Source organism: Roseococcus sp. SDR (genome assembly GCF_019083995.1).
In the GTDB taxonomy this organism is placed as follows: Bacteria; Pseudomonadota; Alphaproteobacteria; order Acetobacterales; family Acetobacteraceae; genus Roseococcus.
This window is the reverse complement of the sequence record NZ_JAHRCU010000011.1, coordinates 80,628-98,867: the sequence shown is the minus strand read 5'-3', so window position 1 is coordinate 98,867 and position 18,240 is coordinate 80,628. Positions and strand designations below refer to the sequence as shown.

The following is an 18,240-nucleotide window of genomic DNA, read 5'->3' as shown; positions in this document are numbered from 1 at the left end:
AGCGCGGCAAACCAAGGGCTCACGACCAGCGAGTCCTGCCCTTGCCCGCGCTGCGCATCGCCACCTGGAACATCAACTCCGTCCGGCTCCGCCTGCCTTTGCTGGCGGATCTCGACGCCGCGCTGAAGCCCGACGTCCTCTGCCTGCAGGAGACGAAGTGCCCGGATGAGCTCTTCCCGCTGGAAGGCATCCGAGCACTCGGCTTCGAGCACGTCACCATGCGCGGCATGAAGGGCTATAACGGCGTCGCCGTGCTCTCGCGCATCCCCTTCACCGCGCGCGAGGGCGACCCGGACTGGTGCATGAAGGGCGATTGCCGCCATGTCGGCGTGACACTGGCGCTGCCCTCCGGCCCGCTCGACCTGCACAATTTCTACGTCCCCGCCGGCGGCGACATTCCGGACCGCGAGGCCAATCCGAAATTCGCCCACAAGCTCGACCTGATCGCGGAAGCAACCGCCTGGTTCGCGCAGCAGACGCCGCTGCGCCGCGCCGTGCTGGTGGGCGACCTCAACATCGCGCCGCTGGAGCATGACGTCTGGTCCCACAAGCAATTGCTCGACGTCGTCTCCCATACGCCGATCGAGGTGGAAGCCCTGCAGGGCTGGATGCGCGCGGGCGATTGGCATGACGCGCTGCGCCACTTCGTGCCGGCGGAGCAGAAGCTCTACACATGGTGGTCCTACCGCGCGAAGGATTGGGAGGCGGCGGATCGCGGTCGCCGGCTCGATCACGTCTGGGTCAGCCAGGATCTGCGCGGGAGCCTGGCCAGCCACCACATCCTCAAGCCCGCGCGCGGCTGGGAAAAGGCCAGCGACCACGTGCCCGTGATGGTGGAGATGAAGCTGTGAACGCCTGGGATTTCGTGACGCTGGACGTCTTCACCGACACGCGCTTCGGCGGCAATCAGCTCGCCGTCTTTCCCGATGCGCGCGGGCTGACGGATGCGCAGATGCAGTCGCTCGCCGCCGAGTTGAACCTGAGCGAGACCACCTTCGTCCTGCCGCCGGAGAACCCCGGCAACACCGCCCGCGTGCGCATCTTCAACCGCGTGGCCGAGATGCCCTTCGCCGGCCATCCCAATGTCGGCACCGGTTTCGTGCTGGCGGATCGCGCGACCGACGGATTGCTCCGCTTCGAGGAGATCGCTGGGCTCGTCGAGGTGACGGTGCAGCGCGATGCCGCCGGTGCCGTGATCGGCGCCGAGATCGGCGCGCCGCAGCCGCTCTCTCTCGGCCCCGAGATGCCGCCCGCGCTGGTGGCGGGCTGTGTCGGCCTGGCGGAGGCGGATGTGGTGACCAGCGCGCATCGCCCTGTCATGGCCTCGGTCGGCAATTCCTTCGTGGTGGCGGAAGTCACGCCAGAGGCGATGGGCCGCGCGAAGCCGGACCTCGCGCGCTTCGCCGCGGCGGCGCTGGAATTCCCGCATCTCGGCCCGCGCCGCCTGCCGCTCTACCTCTACGCGCATGCGGGGGAGGGGCGGCTGCGCACGCGCATGTTCTCGCCACTCTCCGGCACGGTCGAGGATGCGGCAACCGGCAGCGCCGCCACGCCGCTGGCGGCCTTGCTGCTCTCCCTCACCAGTGCGGAGTCGCTCAGCGTCGAGATCACGCAGGGCGTCGAGATGGGGCGCCCAAGCCTTCTCAGCGCCACCGCGTGTCGTGCGCCCGATGGCGTGCGCGCGCGCGTGGCGGGCCGCTGTGTCCCAGTCTTCGAGGGCCGCTTCCGGCTCTAACGCGCCGCGCTCCGGGCGAGCCCCAGCACCACCTGCCGCGCCACCGTCTCATCCGGCAGCCCGGTCGTCTTCGCCTGCCGCTCCGCGCGCAGCAGCGCGGCGCCCAGCGCCTCCAGCCGTGCCACGGACCAGCGCGAGAGCGCCCGCACCATCGCCGGCTTCGCCTTCCAGAAGACCGGCGGGCGCAGCGCGCCCACCGCTTCATCGGCCGAGGCGCCGCCTTCCATGGCGAGCCGCGCCATGTGCAGCCGCTGCGTGTGGCGCAGGGCGGCGCGGAGCACCTGCACCGGGTTGGCCCCCTCGCCGAAGGCCTTGGCGATGGCGCGGTCCGCCACCGCCACCTCGCCCAGCGAGGCCGCCATCAGCGCCTCGTCCAGGTCCAGCATGCTGCCCTCGCCCAGCAGCTCCATCGCATCCTCGACGGAGATCTTCTGACCGGGCTCGGCATGCAGCGCCAGCACCTCCAGAGCGCGGCGCATGGCCATGCGGTCTTCGCCCGCGCGTTCGGTCAGCCAATCCAGCGCCGCCGGTTCGGCTGCCGCACCCAGCTCACCCAGGATGCGCGTGATGGAGGCGGTCAGGTCCCGCCCGCGTTCGGCATAGCATTCGATCACCTGGCCGCGCGGATCGGCGGCCACCAGCGCCTTCAGCTTGGATTTGCCGGTGAGCCCCGCGCCCTCGATGATGACGAGGCCGGGGCCAGGCCCGGCCAGCGCCGCCTTCACCGCCTCGGCCCAGGCATCGCGCGGATCGCGGATGCGGATCGCCATGCGTCCGCCCATCAGTGGCACGGAAGCCGCTTCGCCGGCCAGCGAGCCCGGGTCGCGCGCCGCCTCGCGCGGCGGCTCCACGATGCAGATGGGGTCATTGCCCGCCACCGCACGCACCAGCGCCGCGGCGCGCTCATTCACCAGGCCCGCATCATCACCGATCAGCAGCACGACGCGGCATTCGGCCGGTGGCTCGGCCAGAAAGCCGGCAAGGCGTCGCGGATCGAGCTTCGCAACCACGGTCAGGTCGCTGCGGGGGACGACATCCGGCGCCGGAGCGCGGCGGCGACGCCCACCGTCACGCGCTGGCTGAGCTCGGCCACCAGGCGGCGCTCCATATCCTCCCGCGAGGCGTCCGAGGCGAAGAACTGCAGGTTGGGCAAGTTATAGGCGTCCACCGTGCGCGCCGAGCCACGATCCACGACTTCGCGCGGAACGGATTGGGTGGCCAGCACCCAGCTGGCTGTTGCGACGATGCGCACGCGCGTCGCCAGGCCGTCGGTCTGGTACCCCAGCACTTCGGTCGCGTAGATCAGCTGCACCTCGAGGTCGTAGCGGGCCTGCACGCCCGGGCGCCCGCCTTCGAGCTGGCGCTGCAGCGCGCGCCGCATCAGCTGCCCGTTGCGTTCGGGGATGAGGCCGACCCGTACCGAAGCCAGGGCCTCGGCGAGGCTTGGCTCATTGGCTCCGACCGCGGCGCCGGTGCCCCCCTCGCCATAGAGAGGCTGGAAGCCGCAAGCGCCTAGGGCAAGCAGCGGGGCGGCGAGCAGGGCGCGTCTAGATGACAAGGTTGACCACCCGGCCTTTCACATGGATGCGCTTCTTCACCGGCTTGCCGTCCAGCGCGCGGATCACGTTCGGCTCGGCCTCGGCGAGGGCGAAGACCTCCTCGTCGCTCGCATCCACCGAGACCTCGATCGTGCCGCGCAGCTTGCCCAGCACCTGAACGGCGAGGGTGGCGGTCTCGGCGCGCAACAGGGCGGGGTCGGCTTCCAGCCATGGCAGTTGCGCGACAAGGCCCCGGCCCGGATTGAGCAGCGCCCAGATCTCCTCGGCGAGATGCGGCATCATCGGAGCGCTGAGGCGCACCAGCGCCTCCATCGCTTCGCGCCGCGCGGCGAGCGGGGCGGTGGCGCTGTCGCCGATGGTGTTGGCGAGTTCGTGGATCTTGGCCACGGCCACGTTGAAGGTGAAGGCCTCCAGCGCCTCGGTCACGGCGGCGATGGCGCGGTGCGTCGCCTGGCGCAGCTTCTTGCCGACCGCCTCGTCCGGCTTGTCCGCCTCGACCATGCTCTGCGCGAGGCGCCAGATGCGGCCGATGAAACGGCTGGCGCCGGCCACGCCGGATTCCGACCACTCCATGTCGCGCTCGGGGGGGTTGTCGCTCAGGATGAACCAGCGCGCCGTATCCGCACCGTAGCGGTTGATGATGGCGCCCGGGTCCACCGTGTTCCGCTTCGACTTGGACATGCTCTCGATACGGCCGACGATCACCGGCTCATTCGTGCCCTTCACGACGGCGGTGCCGTCGCCGAGCTTTTCCACCTCTTCCGGGTAGAGCCAGCGCTGATCCACCGCCGAGCGATAGCTCTCATGCGTGACCATGCCCTGGGTGAAGAGGCCGGCGAAGGGCTCGTCCAGCTTCACATGGCCGGTCGCCTTCATCGCGCGGGTGAAGAAGCGGCTGTAGAGCAGGTGCAGGATCGCGTGCTCGATGCCGCCGATATACTGGTCCACCGGCAGCCAGGCATCCACCGCCGCCTTCGTCACCGGTTCGCCCGCGCGGGGTGAGCAGAAGCGCGCGAAATACCAGCTGCTGTCCACGAAGGTGTCGAAGGTGTCGGTCTCGCGCCGCGCGGGCTTGCCGCAGCAGGGGCAGTTCACGTGCTTCCAGGTGGGGTGGTGGTCCAGCGGGTTGCCGGGCCTGGAGAAATCCACATCCTCGGGCAGCACCACCGGCAGCTGATCGGCCGGCACAGGCACCACGCCGCAATCATCGCAATGGATGACGGGAATGGGGCAGCCCCAGTAGCGCTGGCGGGAGACCCCCCAGTCGCGCAGGCGCCAGTTCGTGACACCCTGGCCCGCGCCCATCTCCTCCAGCTTCGCGATCGCGGCGCGCTTGGCGGCTGGCACGTCGAGGCCATCCAGCCATTGCGAGTTCACGATCACGCCGTCATCGGTATAGGGCTTGGCGGCCACCGAGAAATCGGGCGCGGCGCCCCGCGGCTGCACCACGGGCAGGATGGGCAGGCCATACTTGCTGGCGAATTCGTGGTCGCGCTCGTCATGGCCCGGGCAGCCGAAGAGCGCGCCGGTGCCGTATTCCATCAGCACGAAATTCGCGATCCAGACCGGGAAGCTCTCGCCGGTGAAGGGGTGCACCACGCGGAAGCCGGTGTCGAAGCCCTTCTTCTCCGCCTGCTCGATCACCGCCTCGCTCGTGCCCATGGCGCGGCATTCGGCGATGAAGGCCGCGGCCTCCGGGTTGCGGGCGGCGGCCGCCGCGGCCAGCGGATGCTCGGCGGCCACGGCCAGGAAGCTCATGCCGAAGAGGGTGTCCGGGCGCGTGGTGAAGACCTCGCAATCCGTCATGCCATCCACCGGCTCGGCCAGCTGGAAGGCGAAGCGGGCGCCTTCGCTGCGGCCGATCCAGTTGGCCTGCATCAGCCGCACGCGCTCGGGCCAGCGCTCCAGCGTGCCCAGCGCTTCCAGCAGCTCCGGCGCGAACTTCGTGATGGCGAAGAACCACTGGCTCAGCTTCTTCTTCTCGACCGGCGCGCCGGAGCGCCAGCCCTTGCCGTCGATCACCTGTTCATTGGCCAGTACGGTGCCATCCACCGGGTCCCAGTTGACCCAGCTTTCCTTGCGCTCGACCAGGCCGGCCTTGAGGCAATCGAGAAATAGCTTCTGCTGCTGGCCGTAATACTCGGGGTCGCAGGTGGCGAACTCCCGCTCCCATTCCAGCGAGAGACCCATGCGCTTCAGCTCGGCGCGCATATTGGCGATATTGGCGTAGGTCCATTTCGCCGGGTGGGTGCCGCGCTCGCGCGCCGCGTTCTCGGCCGGCAGGCCGAAGGCGTCCCAGCCCATCGGGTGCATGACGAGGTGCCCCTGCGCCCGCTTGTAGCGCGCCACCACATCGCCCAGCGTGTAGTTCCGCACATGCCCCATGTGGATCTTGCCCGAGGGGTAGGGGAACATCTCCAGCACATAGTATTTCTTGGCGCCGGCCGGCGGGACGTCAGGCACGGAGAAGCAGCGCGCCGCCTCCCAGGCCTGCTGCCAGCGGGGCTCGGCGGCGGCGAAGTCGTAGCGCGTGTCGTGATGGAGCGGTTGGGGTGTGTCAGGCATGATGGAAGGTGAATAGAGCCCCCGGCCGGGCACCTCAAGGCGGCGTTCGGTCTTGCGGCGGGGCAAATTGTGCCAAACTGCACCCCATGCGTCGGCTGATGATCCTCCTGCTGCTGTTCACCCCCCTGGCGGCCGGCGCGGATGAGGCGGCGCATGCGCGCTTCTTCTCGGCCCGAAGCATTCCTGTCCCGCTGCCCTCGACCGGCCTGTCCCTCTCCTTCACCCAGCATTATCGGGGCGCCGTGCCGCATTCCGCCTTCGCTTTCGCGCAGGGAACGGATGGCCGCGCCGCCTGGTCCCTCGTCTCCGGCCATGACAGCCCGGAGGAGGCACAGCGCATGGCGCTGGCCAATTGCAACCGCCAACTCACGCGCATGCGGGGCGAGGGGGTGGGCAGCCCCTGCCGCATCCTCGCCGTGGATGGCGATCTGCGCGGACCGGATGGCCGGCCGCAGCCCGGCGCGCCGAGCGTGAGCCCTGAGCGCGGCGGCATCGGCCCCTTCACACGCAGCCCCTTCCACCTGCACCGCGGCCCGCGCGCGGCGGAAGGCGCCGTGATCTGGGCGCATGGCTATGGCGGCGCCGAGGAGGATCATCGCGGCCACGCCCTGCCCGGGATCATGACGCCGCTGAACGAGGCCGGCTTCGACGTCTTCCGCTTCGACCGCCACCCGGGGGATGACAACCTCTTCGTCACGCTGCCGCGGCTGGTCCGCGCCCTGCCGGCGCTGCGCGAGGCGGGCTATCGCCGCATCGTCCTGGCCGGGCAGTCGCGCGGCGCCTGGCAGGCGATCCAGGCCGCGGCCGAGCGGCCGGATCTGGTGGACACGGTGCTCGCCGCTGCCCCGGCCGCGCATGGCGAGCGGCCCGAGCAGAGGGCCGTGGCGCTGGAGGATTTCCGCCGGGTCATCGCCGGACTCGACGAACGGCGCACCCGCCTCGCCGTCATGCTGTTCGACCGGGACGAGTTCGATCCCTCGCCCGAGGAGAGGGCACAAGCGGTGGCGGCCCTGGCGCAGCGGCGCAGCGTGCCGACTCTGGCGCTCTGGGCCACGGGGCCGGCGCGCGGTCATTCCGGGGTGTCGGACTGGCGCTTCACGCGTGACTACGCCGGCTGCGTGGTGACGTTGGTGCAGGCCCCGCCAGCCTCCGCGCCGCGTGGCCTGCGGCGCGAGGGTTGCGGCGGGGGCTGAGGCGCCCGATCAGCGGCGGCGTCGATGTCTCGAAAATCTGGACGATTGGCCAGAGGAAGCCTCGGCGTCGTCCGCCACAGGAGCTCATCTCGTAACAAAGAAACCGATAAAAAATCGGACAATCCCTCCATGCCCAGGCGAATGAAGGGCCTGGCAGGCCATGTCCTGACAAAGGAAAATACCTTTATTCTGAGACTTCAAGGAGGATTCTGAGGTGGCGCGCGAAGCCGTCTCAAAAATCCGTCTCATGGACAGATTCATTCATTGGAAGGTTGACGGCCAATCTCAAAAACTGTAAAAATCCTCTTAACAGGAGTCCATTGCCGCCCCCGCGGCACCCTGTTCGGAGGCAAAAGCCATGTCAGCGCGCCCGATCGTCTCGTTCCTCGCCGGCTCCACGTTGAACGCCCCGATCGGTGGGCTGCAGACGCTCACGCTCCGCTTTGACAACGTCCCGGATGGCGCGCCTGGCTCCAACGTCGGCTACTCGCCCTACATCAACCTTGTCCTGCCGACGAACGGCGCCGATGGGGCCGGCTTCGGCAGCACGGGCCTGACGTCCAATGACGGCGTGATCTTCCAGGGGGCCACCTATCTCGGCGCCGCGCTCGAACAATGGGTCATCGAATTCCCGCCGAGCGGCTCTGTCACACACCCGTTCAGCAAGGACGCGGCGGGCAACCCCCTCACCATCACCGGCACGCCGGGCGAAACGCTCGTCGTCCTGCGCCTGCCTTTCGGCAGCTTCACGCCCGACCAGACCGCCGCCGACGTCGAGGTGAAGCTTCAGGTTTCGAGCTCGGCCGATCTCGGCACGCCGCTCAACCTCCAGGCCAGCGGCGGCTTCGCCTATGGCCTCGACCCGCTGGTGAACCCCACCACCGATTCGCCCGTCTTCGGCCCCAGCGCCAACCTCGCCATCAACCCCACCGTCATCGCGCTGGACGTGGATTATGTCGGCCCCGAGCAGGAGACGGCGACCGGCCCCTCCTATCCGCGCGAATGGCTGGTGAAGGCGCTGATCGCCGATGGCCAGACCATGACCGGCCTGACGCTGCATGACACCATGCCGGACGGCACCTTCATCAAGTCCGTCTCCATCGTGAACGGCACGGGCACCACCTTCTTCGACAACGCGACGGGCGAGGTCCGCGCCGACTTCACCGGCAGCTACACCGGCGGCGTCGGCGGCGTGCCCACGCTGAAGATCGAGTTCTACGTCCCCGAATTCCTGCGCGACGGCGTGACGCCCGTGCTCGACCCGGTGACCGGCGCCTTCCGCGTGCTGGAGAACAACGCCCGCCTCGACGCCACCTGGGATCCGACGGACGCGCGGGACCCGATCCAGGTCTTCGCAATCAACCCCGTGGGGCCCGAGGACATCATCACGGCGAAGTCCATCGCCGTGCAGAAGTCGGTCGCGCCCGTCACGACGCTCAAGGCCGGCGAGAACCTGGAATGGACGCTGGACGGCCAGGTCTCCAACTACTTCAACATGGACGACCTCGTCCTCATCGACAAACTCGGTGACGGCCAGGTCTTCGATGCGACGAAGCCCGTCACCATCACCATGCGCGAGGGCGGCGCCACGCTGTTCAGCGGCGTCATCGCCGCCGCCAACATCAACGTGGTGCGCGACGCCGCGACGGGCATCTCGACCATCACCTTCAACGTTTCGCAGGAAATGCGGGACCGCGGCATCGATGATGTGCTGAACGGCCGCCCCGGCGGCATCGAGAACCAGGCCACCGTCCTGGTGAAGTTCCAGAGCACGATCGAGCAGAGCTACATCTCGACCGCGCCCGCCCCCTCGAACGAACCGCTGGTGGACCAGGGCGACCCGCTCTCCAACGGCATCGACTTCGGCGGCGTCGTGGATGAGCACGACAACTACAAGGCCGATGTGAGCGGCGCCGGCGTCTCGCTGCCCGTGAGCGAGGTCTCCAAATCCATCTACGCCATCAACGGCAACACCGCCTTCACGCCGGGCCCCGTCTCCGCCGGCGATCAGATCACCTTCCGCCTCAAGCTCGACATGCCGCTGACCGGCGCGCATGACGTGCAGCTGCGCGACTACCTGCCGCTGCCGGTGCTCAAGGCCATTTCCGGCATGACCTTCGCCGACCTTGTGGATGGCGCGACGCCGGGCGTGAATGCCGCCAAGTGGGGCCCGGGCGCCACCTATGACAGCTCGGGCGATCCGACCACGCTGCCCAGCATCAGCTATGACAGCGCCAGCAACTCGCTGACCTTCGACTTCGGCGACGCAGTCGCGCCGGGCAATCCGTCCTCGACCATTGATCTGCTGTTCACCGTCGTGGTGGGCGATGAGGAATTCGGTGACGGGCTGCTGCTGACCAACCAGGTCACCAGCACCGAGACCAACAGCTTCGGCAAGGAGTTCCAGGACAACGCCATCGTCCAGTTCGTGCTGGGTGAGCCCGAGCTGAACATCAAGAAGGGCGTGATCGCCGACACGAACGCGGCGGCGACCACCACGGGCTCCGTCGGCCCCGTCACCTTCACCGCGCCGGGCAGCGCGGGCAACCGCTTCAGCGGCGTGATCAACAGCAACAATCTCGACATCGCGCCGATCGACGCCAATCTGCGCGGCGCGGATGCGGGCGACCGCGTCTCCTTCGCCATCGTCGTCGAGAATACCGGCTCCTCCCTGAAGGGCGCCTTCGACGTCCTGATCCATGACACGCTGCCGCCGGGTTTCGAGATCCCGGCCGGCGGCCTCAACCTGCGCGTCACCGATGGCGCGGGCAATGTGCTGACCTACACCCTGGTCGGTGGTGGCCTGTTCGACACGGCGGGCGGCCTGCGCCTGGATGACGCGACGAACAGCGGCAGCATCGGCGCCTTCCACGCGACCAGCGGCGACAACATCGTCGTCATCACCTACGACCTCGAGCTGGTGGACAATGTCGCCGCCTTCGGCGCGAACCTCACCAACACCGCCACGATCGAGCACTTCGCCGCGATGGAAGGCGGCATTGACCGCACGCCCTATGCGCCCGGCGGCACGCTCACCGACACGGCCGTGGTCACCACCCAGGCGCCCACGCCCATCAAGGCCGTGCTCTCCACCAGCGAGAGCCACACCGGCAAGCTCGCCGGCAATGACGCGCTGGACGACGTGACCATCGGCGAGACGGTCACCTACGTCATCACCGTCACCGTGCCGGAAGGCCGGATGACCGATTTCCGCGTGGAAGACTGGCTGCCCACCAGCAACGCCGCTGGCGGCGGCGTGATGGAGATGCTGGCCGCGCGCTTCGTGGGCGTGACCGGCCTTGGCGGCGGCAGCGTCTTCGACACGACGCCCACCATCACCCTCTCCGACAGCGACGGCATCAACGGAAATGACCGCGCCACCTTCGAATTCGGCGACGTCCTGAACACGGCCAACACGACCGGCACCCAGGCCGCGACCGTGACGATGGAGGTGGATGCCCGCGTCAAGAACTCGGTGGACGCCCTCGCCGCCTTCCTCAATCAGCGCGGCGACGTGCTGACCAACACGGTGAAGGTCAGCGCCGCCAATCCGAACGGCAGCGGCCGCAACGAGACCACGGCGACGTCGCAGGTCGAGGTGGTGGCGCCCAACGTCACCATCAGCAAGACCTCGCCCACCAGCACGGCCGACGCACACGACACGATCAACTACACGATCACCGTCACCAACCCCAACAGGCCGGCCGCCGGCTCCGCCACCAACGACTTCACCGCCCGCGCCTGGGACGTCAGCATCAAGGATGCGCTGACCGACGTGCTGCAGGACGCGACCGTCCAGGGCAATGTGACCATCAGCGGCCCCGCCGGCCGCGTCATCACCGACGTCACCGCCGCGAACCTGCAGGATGTCGACTTCCTGGTCGAATATCTCGACCCGGGCGAGACGGTCACCGTCACCTTCGCCGTGAAGGTGGATGCCGACGCCAATGCCGGCGAGGTGCTGGCCAACACCGCCACCGCGTCGGGCTCCTCCATGGACAATGTGGCGCCGGATGACCGGGTGGTCGACAGCTCCTCCACCAAGAACGTCACCATCGTGGCGCCCACGGTCACCAAGACCATCATCGCCACCTCGCTCATCGATACCCGCGGGCCCGCCGCCGAGGGGATCATCCCGAGCGATCGGCATGATGCGGGCAAGCCCGACCTCGCCATCGGCGAGGAGGTGACCTACGAGATCCGCGTCCGCCTGCCCGAGGGCGACAGCCCCAACCTGCGCATCATCGATGCGCTGGAGGATGCGACGGGCAGCCGCAATGGCTATCTCCAGCTCATCCCCGGCTCCATCGAGGTGGTCTCGGTCGGCTCCGCGCTCACCACCTATTCGGGCGGCGTGATCGGCGCGCCCACCATCACCTCGTCCAATGTCGGCAACAACAGCAGCAACGACACCTGGACGCTGAACTTCGGCAATGTCCGCAACACGCTCGTCAACGGGAATACCGATGCCGAGGTGATCGTGATCCGCCTGAAGGCCATCGTCACCGACGTGGCCGCCAATGGCGACCGTGACCTGCTCTCCAACTCCGCCAGCGCACAGACCGGCATCTCCGGCACGACGCCCACCAGCACCAGCAACATGTCCACCGTGGATGTGGATGTGGTCGAGCCGCTGCTCGTCATCGACAAATCCTCGACGCTCGCCACCCCCGGCCAGCCGCTCGATGCGGGCGCGCTGGTGAACTACAGCATCACCATCCGCCACGACGCGAACTCGGACGCGCCAGCCTTTGACCTGGCGCTGACCGACCTGATCCCGACGGGCATGGTCCTCGTCGCCGGCACGCTGGCGACCTCCGCCGGCATCCTCAGCAATGTCGGCAACGCCATTTCCTGGAGCACGGATTTCTACGCGCTGGGCGCGCCCACGATCACCATCACCTACCAGGCCCGCGCGCTCGATACGGTGACGCCCGGCCAGGTGCTGGCGAACACCGCCCGCCTGACCTACGACACCAACCCGGCCGATCCGGTCGATCCGCTCAACCCGACGGCGGCCGAGGATCTCGCCAGCCGCAGCTACAACATCCAGGACACCGAGAGCCGCACCGTCGTGCTGGCGCCGACCATCGACAAGTCGGTGATCGCGACCGGTGACGCCAATACCGGCTCGGGCTTCGTCAATGCGGGCAATCCGGACGCCGCGCCGGGCGAGACGGTCACCTATCGCCTCACCGTCACGGTGGGCGAGGGCACGCAGCGCCTCGTCGTCACCGACAGCCTGCCGACCGGCCTGACCTTCCTGAATGCCTCGGTCGAGAGCATCGGCTCCACCATCAGCGGCTCCTCGCTCAGCGTGGGCTCGGCCGCCACCTCCGTTTCGGGTGGCGCCTATACCTTCGACTTCGGCACCATCGTCAACATCGGCGACAATGACACGGATGCGGGCGATACCGTCACCATCCTGGTCAATGCCCGCGTCGCGACGACGGCGACCGGCGGCAGCACGCTCACCAACACGGGCCGCGTGGAGACCTTCGCGCCGGGCGGCGGCAAGCCGGGCCTCGGCACCGCCACCGACCCCGCGGCGATCGACATCGTCCGCCCCGACCTCGTCATCGCCAAGGACGTGATCGCGGGCCAGGGCGGCGATGCGGGGGATCTGGTCACCTACCAGATCACGCTGAGCCACGCGCCCGGCAGCACCTCGCCCGCCTACCTGGTGAACCTCTCCGACATCATCCCGGCCGGCATCACGCTGGTGGCGGGCACCGCCACGGCCACGGCCGGAACGGTCACCGAGACGGGCGGCAATATCGACTTCACGCTCAACCAGTTCCTGCTGAGCGCGGCCCCCGTCACCATCACCTATCAGGCGCGCCTGGCCGGCAACATCGTGGATGGCCAGGCCATCACGAACACGGCGAGCGTCACCTACAGCTCCGCCCCCGTGCTCGGCGTCTCGGTCACCGAGACCGATCCGGCGGTGCTGACGACCGACATCGTGAACACGGTGGTGAAGACGCTGGTCTCCACCTCGCTCGGTGCGACGGTCGGCAATGCGGTCGGCATCGGCGAGGAGGCGACCTTCCTGGTCACCGCCACGCTGGGCGAGGGCTCGCAGCGCATCGTGCTGCGGGACGTGCTGCCCACGGGTCTCGACCTCGTCAGCAGCGAGCTGGTCTCGCTCGGCGGCATCACCGGCTCGGCGCTGAGCATCGGCAGCGCCGGCACCTATGATGCCGGCACGCGCACGCTCTCCTTCAACCTGGGCGACATTCACAACGCCTTCGACAATGCCGTCACCGCCAATGACCAGGTGGTGTTCCGCGTGGTGGCCAAGGTGGCCGACATCGCGGGCAACACGGCGGGCAAGGTGCTGGACAATTCCGGCCAGGTCGTCTCCTCCGTGCCGGTGAACCCCTATGCGGTGGCCCCCGGCTCCTCGCCCGTCACGGTGAGCGAGAACGAGGCGGTCCAGGTCGTCCGCGCCTCGCTCGGCGGCATCGCCTTCACCGACGTGAACGGCAACGGCCAGCGCAATGTGGGCGACACGGTGCTGGCCGGCATCACCGTCACGCTGCTGAATGGCGATGGCACCCCCACCGGCCGCACGGCGGTGACGGCGGGCGATGGCTCCTACCTCTTCGATGGTCTGATCCCCGGCAGCTATCGCGTCCGCTTCGACGAGAGCGGCGGCTTCAAGCGCACGCTGGACAACACCGGTCCCGACACCACGGACAGCGACGCGGCGCAGGGCTCCGGCATCACGCCCGTCTACACGCTGGCCAGCGGCGACAATGTCCGCAACGTGGATGGCGGCTTCTACAAGCTCGCCACCATCGGCGACCGCGTCTGGGAGGACATGAACGCCGACGGGCTGCAGAATGACGGCGCGACGGGCATCGTCGGCGCGACCGTGCAGCTGCTGGACGGCAGCAACAATGTCATCGCCACCACCACGACCGGGGCGGATGGCTTCTACCAGTTCACCGGGCTGATCCCCGGCAGCTACTCCGTCCAGGTCCTGCCCGCGGGCTTCACCGCTTCCACGCAGAATGCCGGCGCCAACGCCAATGAGGCGACCGACAGCGACGTGAACGGCACCGGCCGCAGCGACGCCTTCACCCTGGTGAGCGACCAGAACGAGGCGCGGCTGGATGCGGGCTTCTTCAAGGGCGCCAAGCTCGGCGGCACGCTCTTCGAGGATGTGAACGGGGATGGCCTGCAGGGCGGCCCTGGCGAGGGCGGCATCGCCGGCCGCGTCGTGGCCCTGCTGGATGCCTCGGGCAATCCGACGGGCCGCACCACGGTCACGGATGCGAACGGCAACTACCTCTTCGACGATCTGCGCCCCGGCACCTACTCCGTGCAGTTCACGCCCAATGCCGGCACGCCCTTCACCAAGGCCAATATCGGCCTGAACAACGCGTTGGACAGCGACGCGAACGTCACCACCGGCAAGACCGAGACGGTCACGCTGCTTTCGGGTGGCGAGGACTACTCGCTGGATGGCGGTGTCTATCGCCCGGCCTCGATCGGTGACCGGGTCTTCGAGGACATGAACGGCAATGGCCAGCAGGATCCGGGCGAACTGGGCCTGGCCGGCGCCACGGTCCGCCTGCTGAACGCCGATGGCACGCCCGTCGCCGGCGTCCTGCCGATCACGACGGATGCCACCGGCGGCTACAATTTCACGCAGCTCGCCCCGGGCGACTACCGCGTGGAGATCACCCGCCCCGGCTATTTCCCGACGCTGAAGGACAGCGGCGCCGATGGCAGCGACAGCGACATCGCCGCCAATGGCCGCACCGATGTGGTGAACCTCGTCTCCGGCGAGGTGGAGAACACCGTGGATGGCGGCCTCTACCGCACCGGCTCCATCGGCAATTTCGTCTGGCTCGACACCAACAATGACGGTGACCAGGATGCCGGCGAGCTGGGCGTGGCCAATGTCACGGTGCGCCTGCTGCGCGCCGACGGCACGCCGACGGGCCTGACCACCACCACCGATGCGGCGGGCGCCTACAGCTTCACCAATCTCGCCCCCGGCGACTACCGTGTCGAGTTCGTGGCGCCGCTCAACCGCGCCATTGGCAAGCAGGATCTGGGCGGGAATGACGCGCGTGACAGCGACGCCAACCCAACCACCGGCCGCACCGGCATCATCAGCCTGGAATCCGGCGAAAATGATGACAGCGTGGATGCCGCGATCGTCGAACTCGGCGCCCTCACCGGCCGCGTCTGGGTGGACCGCGACGGCGATGGCCTCGAGGAATCCGGCGAGGCCTCGCGCGCCGGCATCACCGTCAACCTGCTGAGCGCCGACGGCACGCCGACCGGCCGCACCACCACCACCAATGCCAGCGGTGAATACCTCTTCGACGAGGTGGTGGCCGGCAACTACCGCGTGCAGTTCGTCATGCCCTCCGGCCTCAAGCTCACCCTGCAGGACCAGGGCGGCAACGATACGATCGACAGCGATCCGAACGCGACGAGCGGCATCACCGGCCTCGTCGCCGTGGTCCCGGCGACGACGACGCGCGACGTGGATGCGGGCGTCTATGTCCCCGCCACGCTGGGCGACCGCGTCTGGCACGACCTGAACGCCAATGGCGTGCAGGATCCGGGCGAGGCTGGCCTGTCCGGCGTCTCGGTCCGGCTGCTCGCGGCCGATGGCGTGACGGAGATCGCCACCACCACCACCAATGCCAGCGGCCTCTACAGCTTCGGCGACCTGGCCCCGGGCCAGTATGGGGTGCGCGTGGTGGCCCCCAGCGGCTACGAAACCTCGCCGATTGACCAGGGCGGCAATGACGCCACGGACAGTGACGCGACGGCGGCGGGCGTGATCGCGCCCACCATGATCTTCTCGGGCGATGCCCGGACGGATCTGGATGCCGGCCTCTTCCAGCGCGTCGCCATTGGCGATCGCGTCTGGATGGACAGCAATGGCAACGGCCTGCAAGACAGCGGCGAGGCCGATGCCCGCGGCGTCACGGTGCGGCTGCTCGACGCGACCGGCACGGTCATCGCGACCACGGTGACCAGCACCAGCGGCGCCTACAGCTTCGCCAACCTGCTTCCCGGCACCTACAGCGTGACCTTCGTGGCGCCCGGCGGCACGGTCTTCACCACGCGCGATGCCGGAAATGATGCGCTGGACAGCGATGCCCAGATCAACAACGGGCGGACGAGCCAGATCACGCTCACCTCGGGCCAGACGAACAACACCCGCGACGCCGGGCTGCTGCTTGCCGGCTCGATCGGTGACCGCGTCTGGGCCGATCTCGACCGGGACGGCCAGCAGGACAGCGAGGAGCCCGGCATCGCCGGCGCCACCGTCCGCCTGCTTGATACCGGCGGCGCCGTGATCGCCACGACGACCACCGATGCCGGCGGCTTCTACAATTTCGGCAACCTCCGCCCGGGGAGCTACAGCGTCGAGTTCGTGACGCCCCCCGGCACCACGCCCACGCTGCGCGACATCGGCAGTGACGTGAGCGACAGCGACGCGGGCGCGGGTGGCCGCACCGGCACCATCACCCTGGTCCAGGGGCAAAACGTAACGACTGTGGATGCCGGCTTCATCCCCAACGTCGTCGGCGCCTGCGACCTGCCGACCACCCTGCTGACCCCGGGCAATGACGGCTTCGTCGGCACCACGGGCTCGGACCATGTGGATGGCCTGGGCGGCAACGACCAGATCCACGGCCTCGCCGGCAATGACTGCCTGCAGGGCAATGACGGCGACGACGCCATCATCGGCCATGCCGGCGACGACAAGATCCAGGGCGGCCGCGGCAACGACAACCTTCACGCCAATGAGGGCAATGACGTCATCTATGGCGGCGACGGCAACGACGTCGTCGAGGGCGGCGACGGCAATGACTGGGAAGAGGGCGGCGCCGGCAACGACAACATGCAGGGTGAGCGCGGCGATGACACCGTGCTCGGCGGCAGCGGCGACGACACGATCGTCGGCAATGAGGGCAACGACATCGTCCTCGGCGGCAGCGGCAACGACATCATCGACGGCGGCGACAACAACGACACCATCGGTGGCGGCACGGACAGCGGCAAGGCGCGGCTGGTCGCCGGTGTCATCACCGGCCTCGTCGTCGGCGACCAGGTGAATGGCGGCGGCGGCGCCGACAACTTCATCTACCAGCGTGGCGACGGTGTGGACCGCTTCGACGGCTTCAACCCAAGCCAGGGCGACACGCTCACCATCTACGGGTATTCCGGCTTCACTGCGGTCCAGGCCGTCAATGGCCAGACGGTGCTCTATTTCGACACCGACAACGCCATCATCATCAACAGCCACTACCCCTATACCAATCCGGCCGGTCCCTTCCCTGGCATCACCTTCGTGCCCGGCACGCCGGTGGCGCCGCTGCCGGTGGAGCGTGCACCCATCCAGGGTGGCGTCGGTCATGACAACCTGACCGGCACCGCGGGCCACGACCTGATCGAGGGTCTGCAGGGCAACGATACGCTGACCGGCCTCGCCGGCAACGACACGCTGGAGGGCCAGCTCGGCGATGACCTGCTGGTCGGCGGCGCCGGCGCGGACGCGCTGGACGGTGGCGCTGGCAATGACACGGCGAGCTTCCAGGACGCGACCGGCGCCGTCACCGCCAATCTCGCCACGGGCGCCGGCACGCAGGGCATCGCCAATGGCGACACCTATGCGGGGATCGAGAACCTGCTGGGCGGCGGCTTCAATGACCGCTTGACCGGCGATGGCGGCGCAAACCGCCTGGATGGCGCGGCGGGCAATGACACCCTTTCCGGTGGTGGCGGCAATGACACGCTGGCCGGCGGCGCCGGGCAGGACTCGCTGACCGGCGGCACGGGCGCGGACCGCTTCACCTGGGCCACGCTCAGTGAAAGCGCAGCGGCCAGCCCGGACCGGGTGGCGGATTTCGCCTGGGCCGAGGGCGATGTCATCGACCTGTCGGCCATCGACGCCAACCTGACCCTGGCGGGCGACCAGGCTTTCACCCTGGTGGCGGGCAACGCCTTCCTGGGCGGCGGCCAGGGCTCCATCCGCCAGTCGCAATCGGGCACCGATACGCGCATCGAGATCGATCAGGGCAATGGCGGCGCGGCGGAGGCGGTCATCATCCTGACCGGCCTGCATGTGCTGGTGAACACCGACTTCGTGCTTTGACCACGGTCCACCGCGGGGCAGCCATGCCCTGCGGTGGGGCCGGCCATCGGC

At 68.7% G+C, this 18,240-nt stretch carries 7 protein-coding genes; 4 read left to right on the top strand and 3 right to left on the bottom strand.

From position 1 onward, the window contains the following. Positions 1–41: 41 nt before the first annotated feature. Positions 42–851 carry an exodeoxyribonuclease III gene (locus KTR66_RS13960; protein ID WP_213613372.1) on the top strand — a complete coding sequence of 270 codons (810 nt, stop codon included), beginning with the start codon at positions 42–44 and terminating at the stop codon, positions 849–851. Further along, a complete protein-coding gene (locus KTR66_RS13955) occupies positions 848–1,735 on the top strand; it encodes a PhzF family phenazine biosynthesis protein (RefSeq protein WP_213613370.1) in 888 nt (295 codons plus the stop codon). The genes KTR66_RS13960 and KTR66_RS13955 overlap by 4 nt, the downstream gene beginning before the upstream one ends. Here KTR66_RS13955 and holA read toward each other — a convergent pair. From holA to leuS, 3 genes are read right to left on the bottom strand one after another with little or no spacing between them, the layout of a single operon-like run. Then, positions 1,732–2,745 carry a DNA polymerase III subunit delta gene (holA, locus tag KTR66_RS13950; RefSeq protein WP_213613368.1) on the bottom strand — a complete coding sequence of 338 codons (1,014 nt, stop codon included), beginning with the start codon at positions 2,743–2,745 and terminating at the stop codon, positions 1,732–1,734. The two genes, KTR66_RS13955 and holA, sit on opposite strands and share 4 nt — an antisense overlap. A 2-nt stretch (positions 2,746–2,747) precedes the next feature. After that, on the bottom strand, positions 2,748–3,293 hold the full coding sequence (gene lptE, locus KTR66_RS13945) for an LPS assembly lipoprotein LptE (RefSeq protein WP_213613366.1): 546 nt from the start codon (positions 3,291–3,293) through the stop codon (positions 2,748–2,750). Further along, entirely contained in the window at positions 3,283–5,859 is a 2,577-nt protein-coding gene (gene leuS, locus KTR66_RS13940) for a leucine--tRNA ligase (protein ID WP_213613364.1), read from the bottom strand. Before leuS ends, lptE begins: the two co-directional genes overlap by 11 nt. A gap of 98 nt (positions 5,860–5,957) precedes the next feature. Between leuS and KTR66_RS13935 the strand changes: the two genes are divergently transcribed. Beyond that, on the top strand, positions 5,958–7,052 hold the full coding sequence (locus KTR66_RS13935) for an alpha/beta hydrolase (protein WP_213613362.1): 1,095 nt from the start codon (positions 5,958–5,960) through the stop codon (positions 7,050–7,052). A gap of 358 nt (positions 7,053–7,410) precedes the next feature. Beyond that, positions 7,411–18,189 carry an SdrD B-like domain-containing protein gene (locus tag KTR66_RS24835; protein WP_305799134.1) on the top strand — a complete coding sequence of 3,593 codons (10,779 nt, stop codon included), beginning with the start codon at positions 7,411–7,413 and terminating at the stop codon, positions 18,187–18,189. Positions 18,190–18,240 lie beyond the last annotated feature (51 nt).

Bases quoted from the DNA above. Each gene is read 5' to 3' on its own strand.
- leuS (WP_213613364.1), bottom strand. From the start codon at position 5,859: ATGCCTGACACACCCCAACCGCTCCATCACGACACGCGCTACGACTTC.
- KTR66_RS24835 (WP_305799134.1), top strand. From the start codon at position 7,411: ATGTCAGCGCGCCCGATCGTCTCGTTCCTCGCCGGCTCCACGTTGAAC.
- KTR66_RS13935 (WP_213613362.1), top strand. From the start codon at position 5,958: ATGATCCTCCTGCTGCTGTTCACCCCCCTGGCGGCCGGCGCGGATGAG.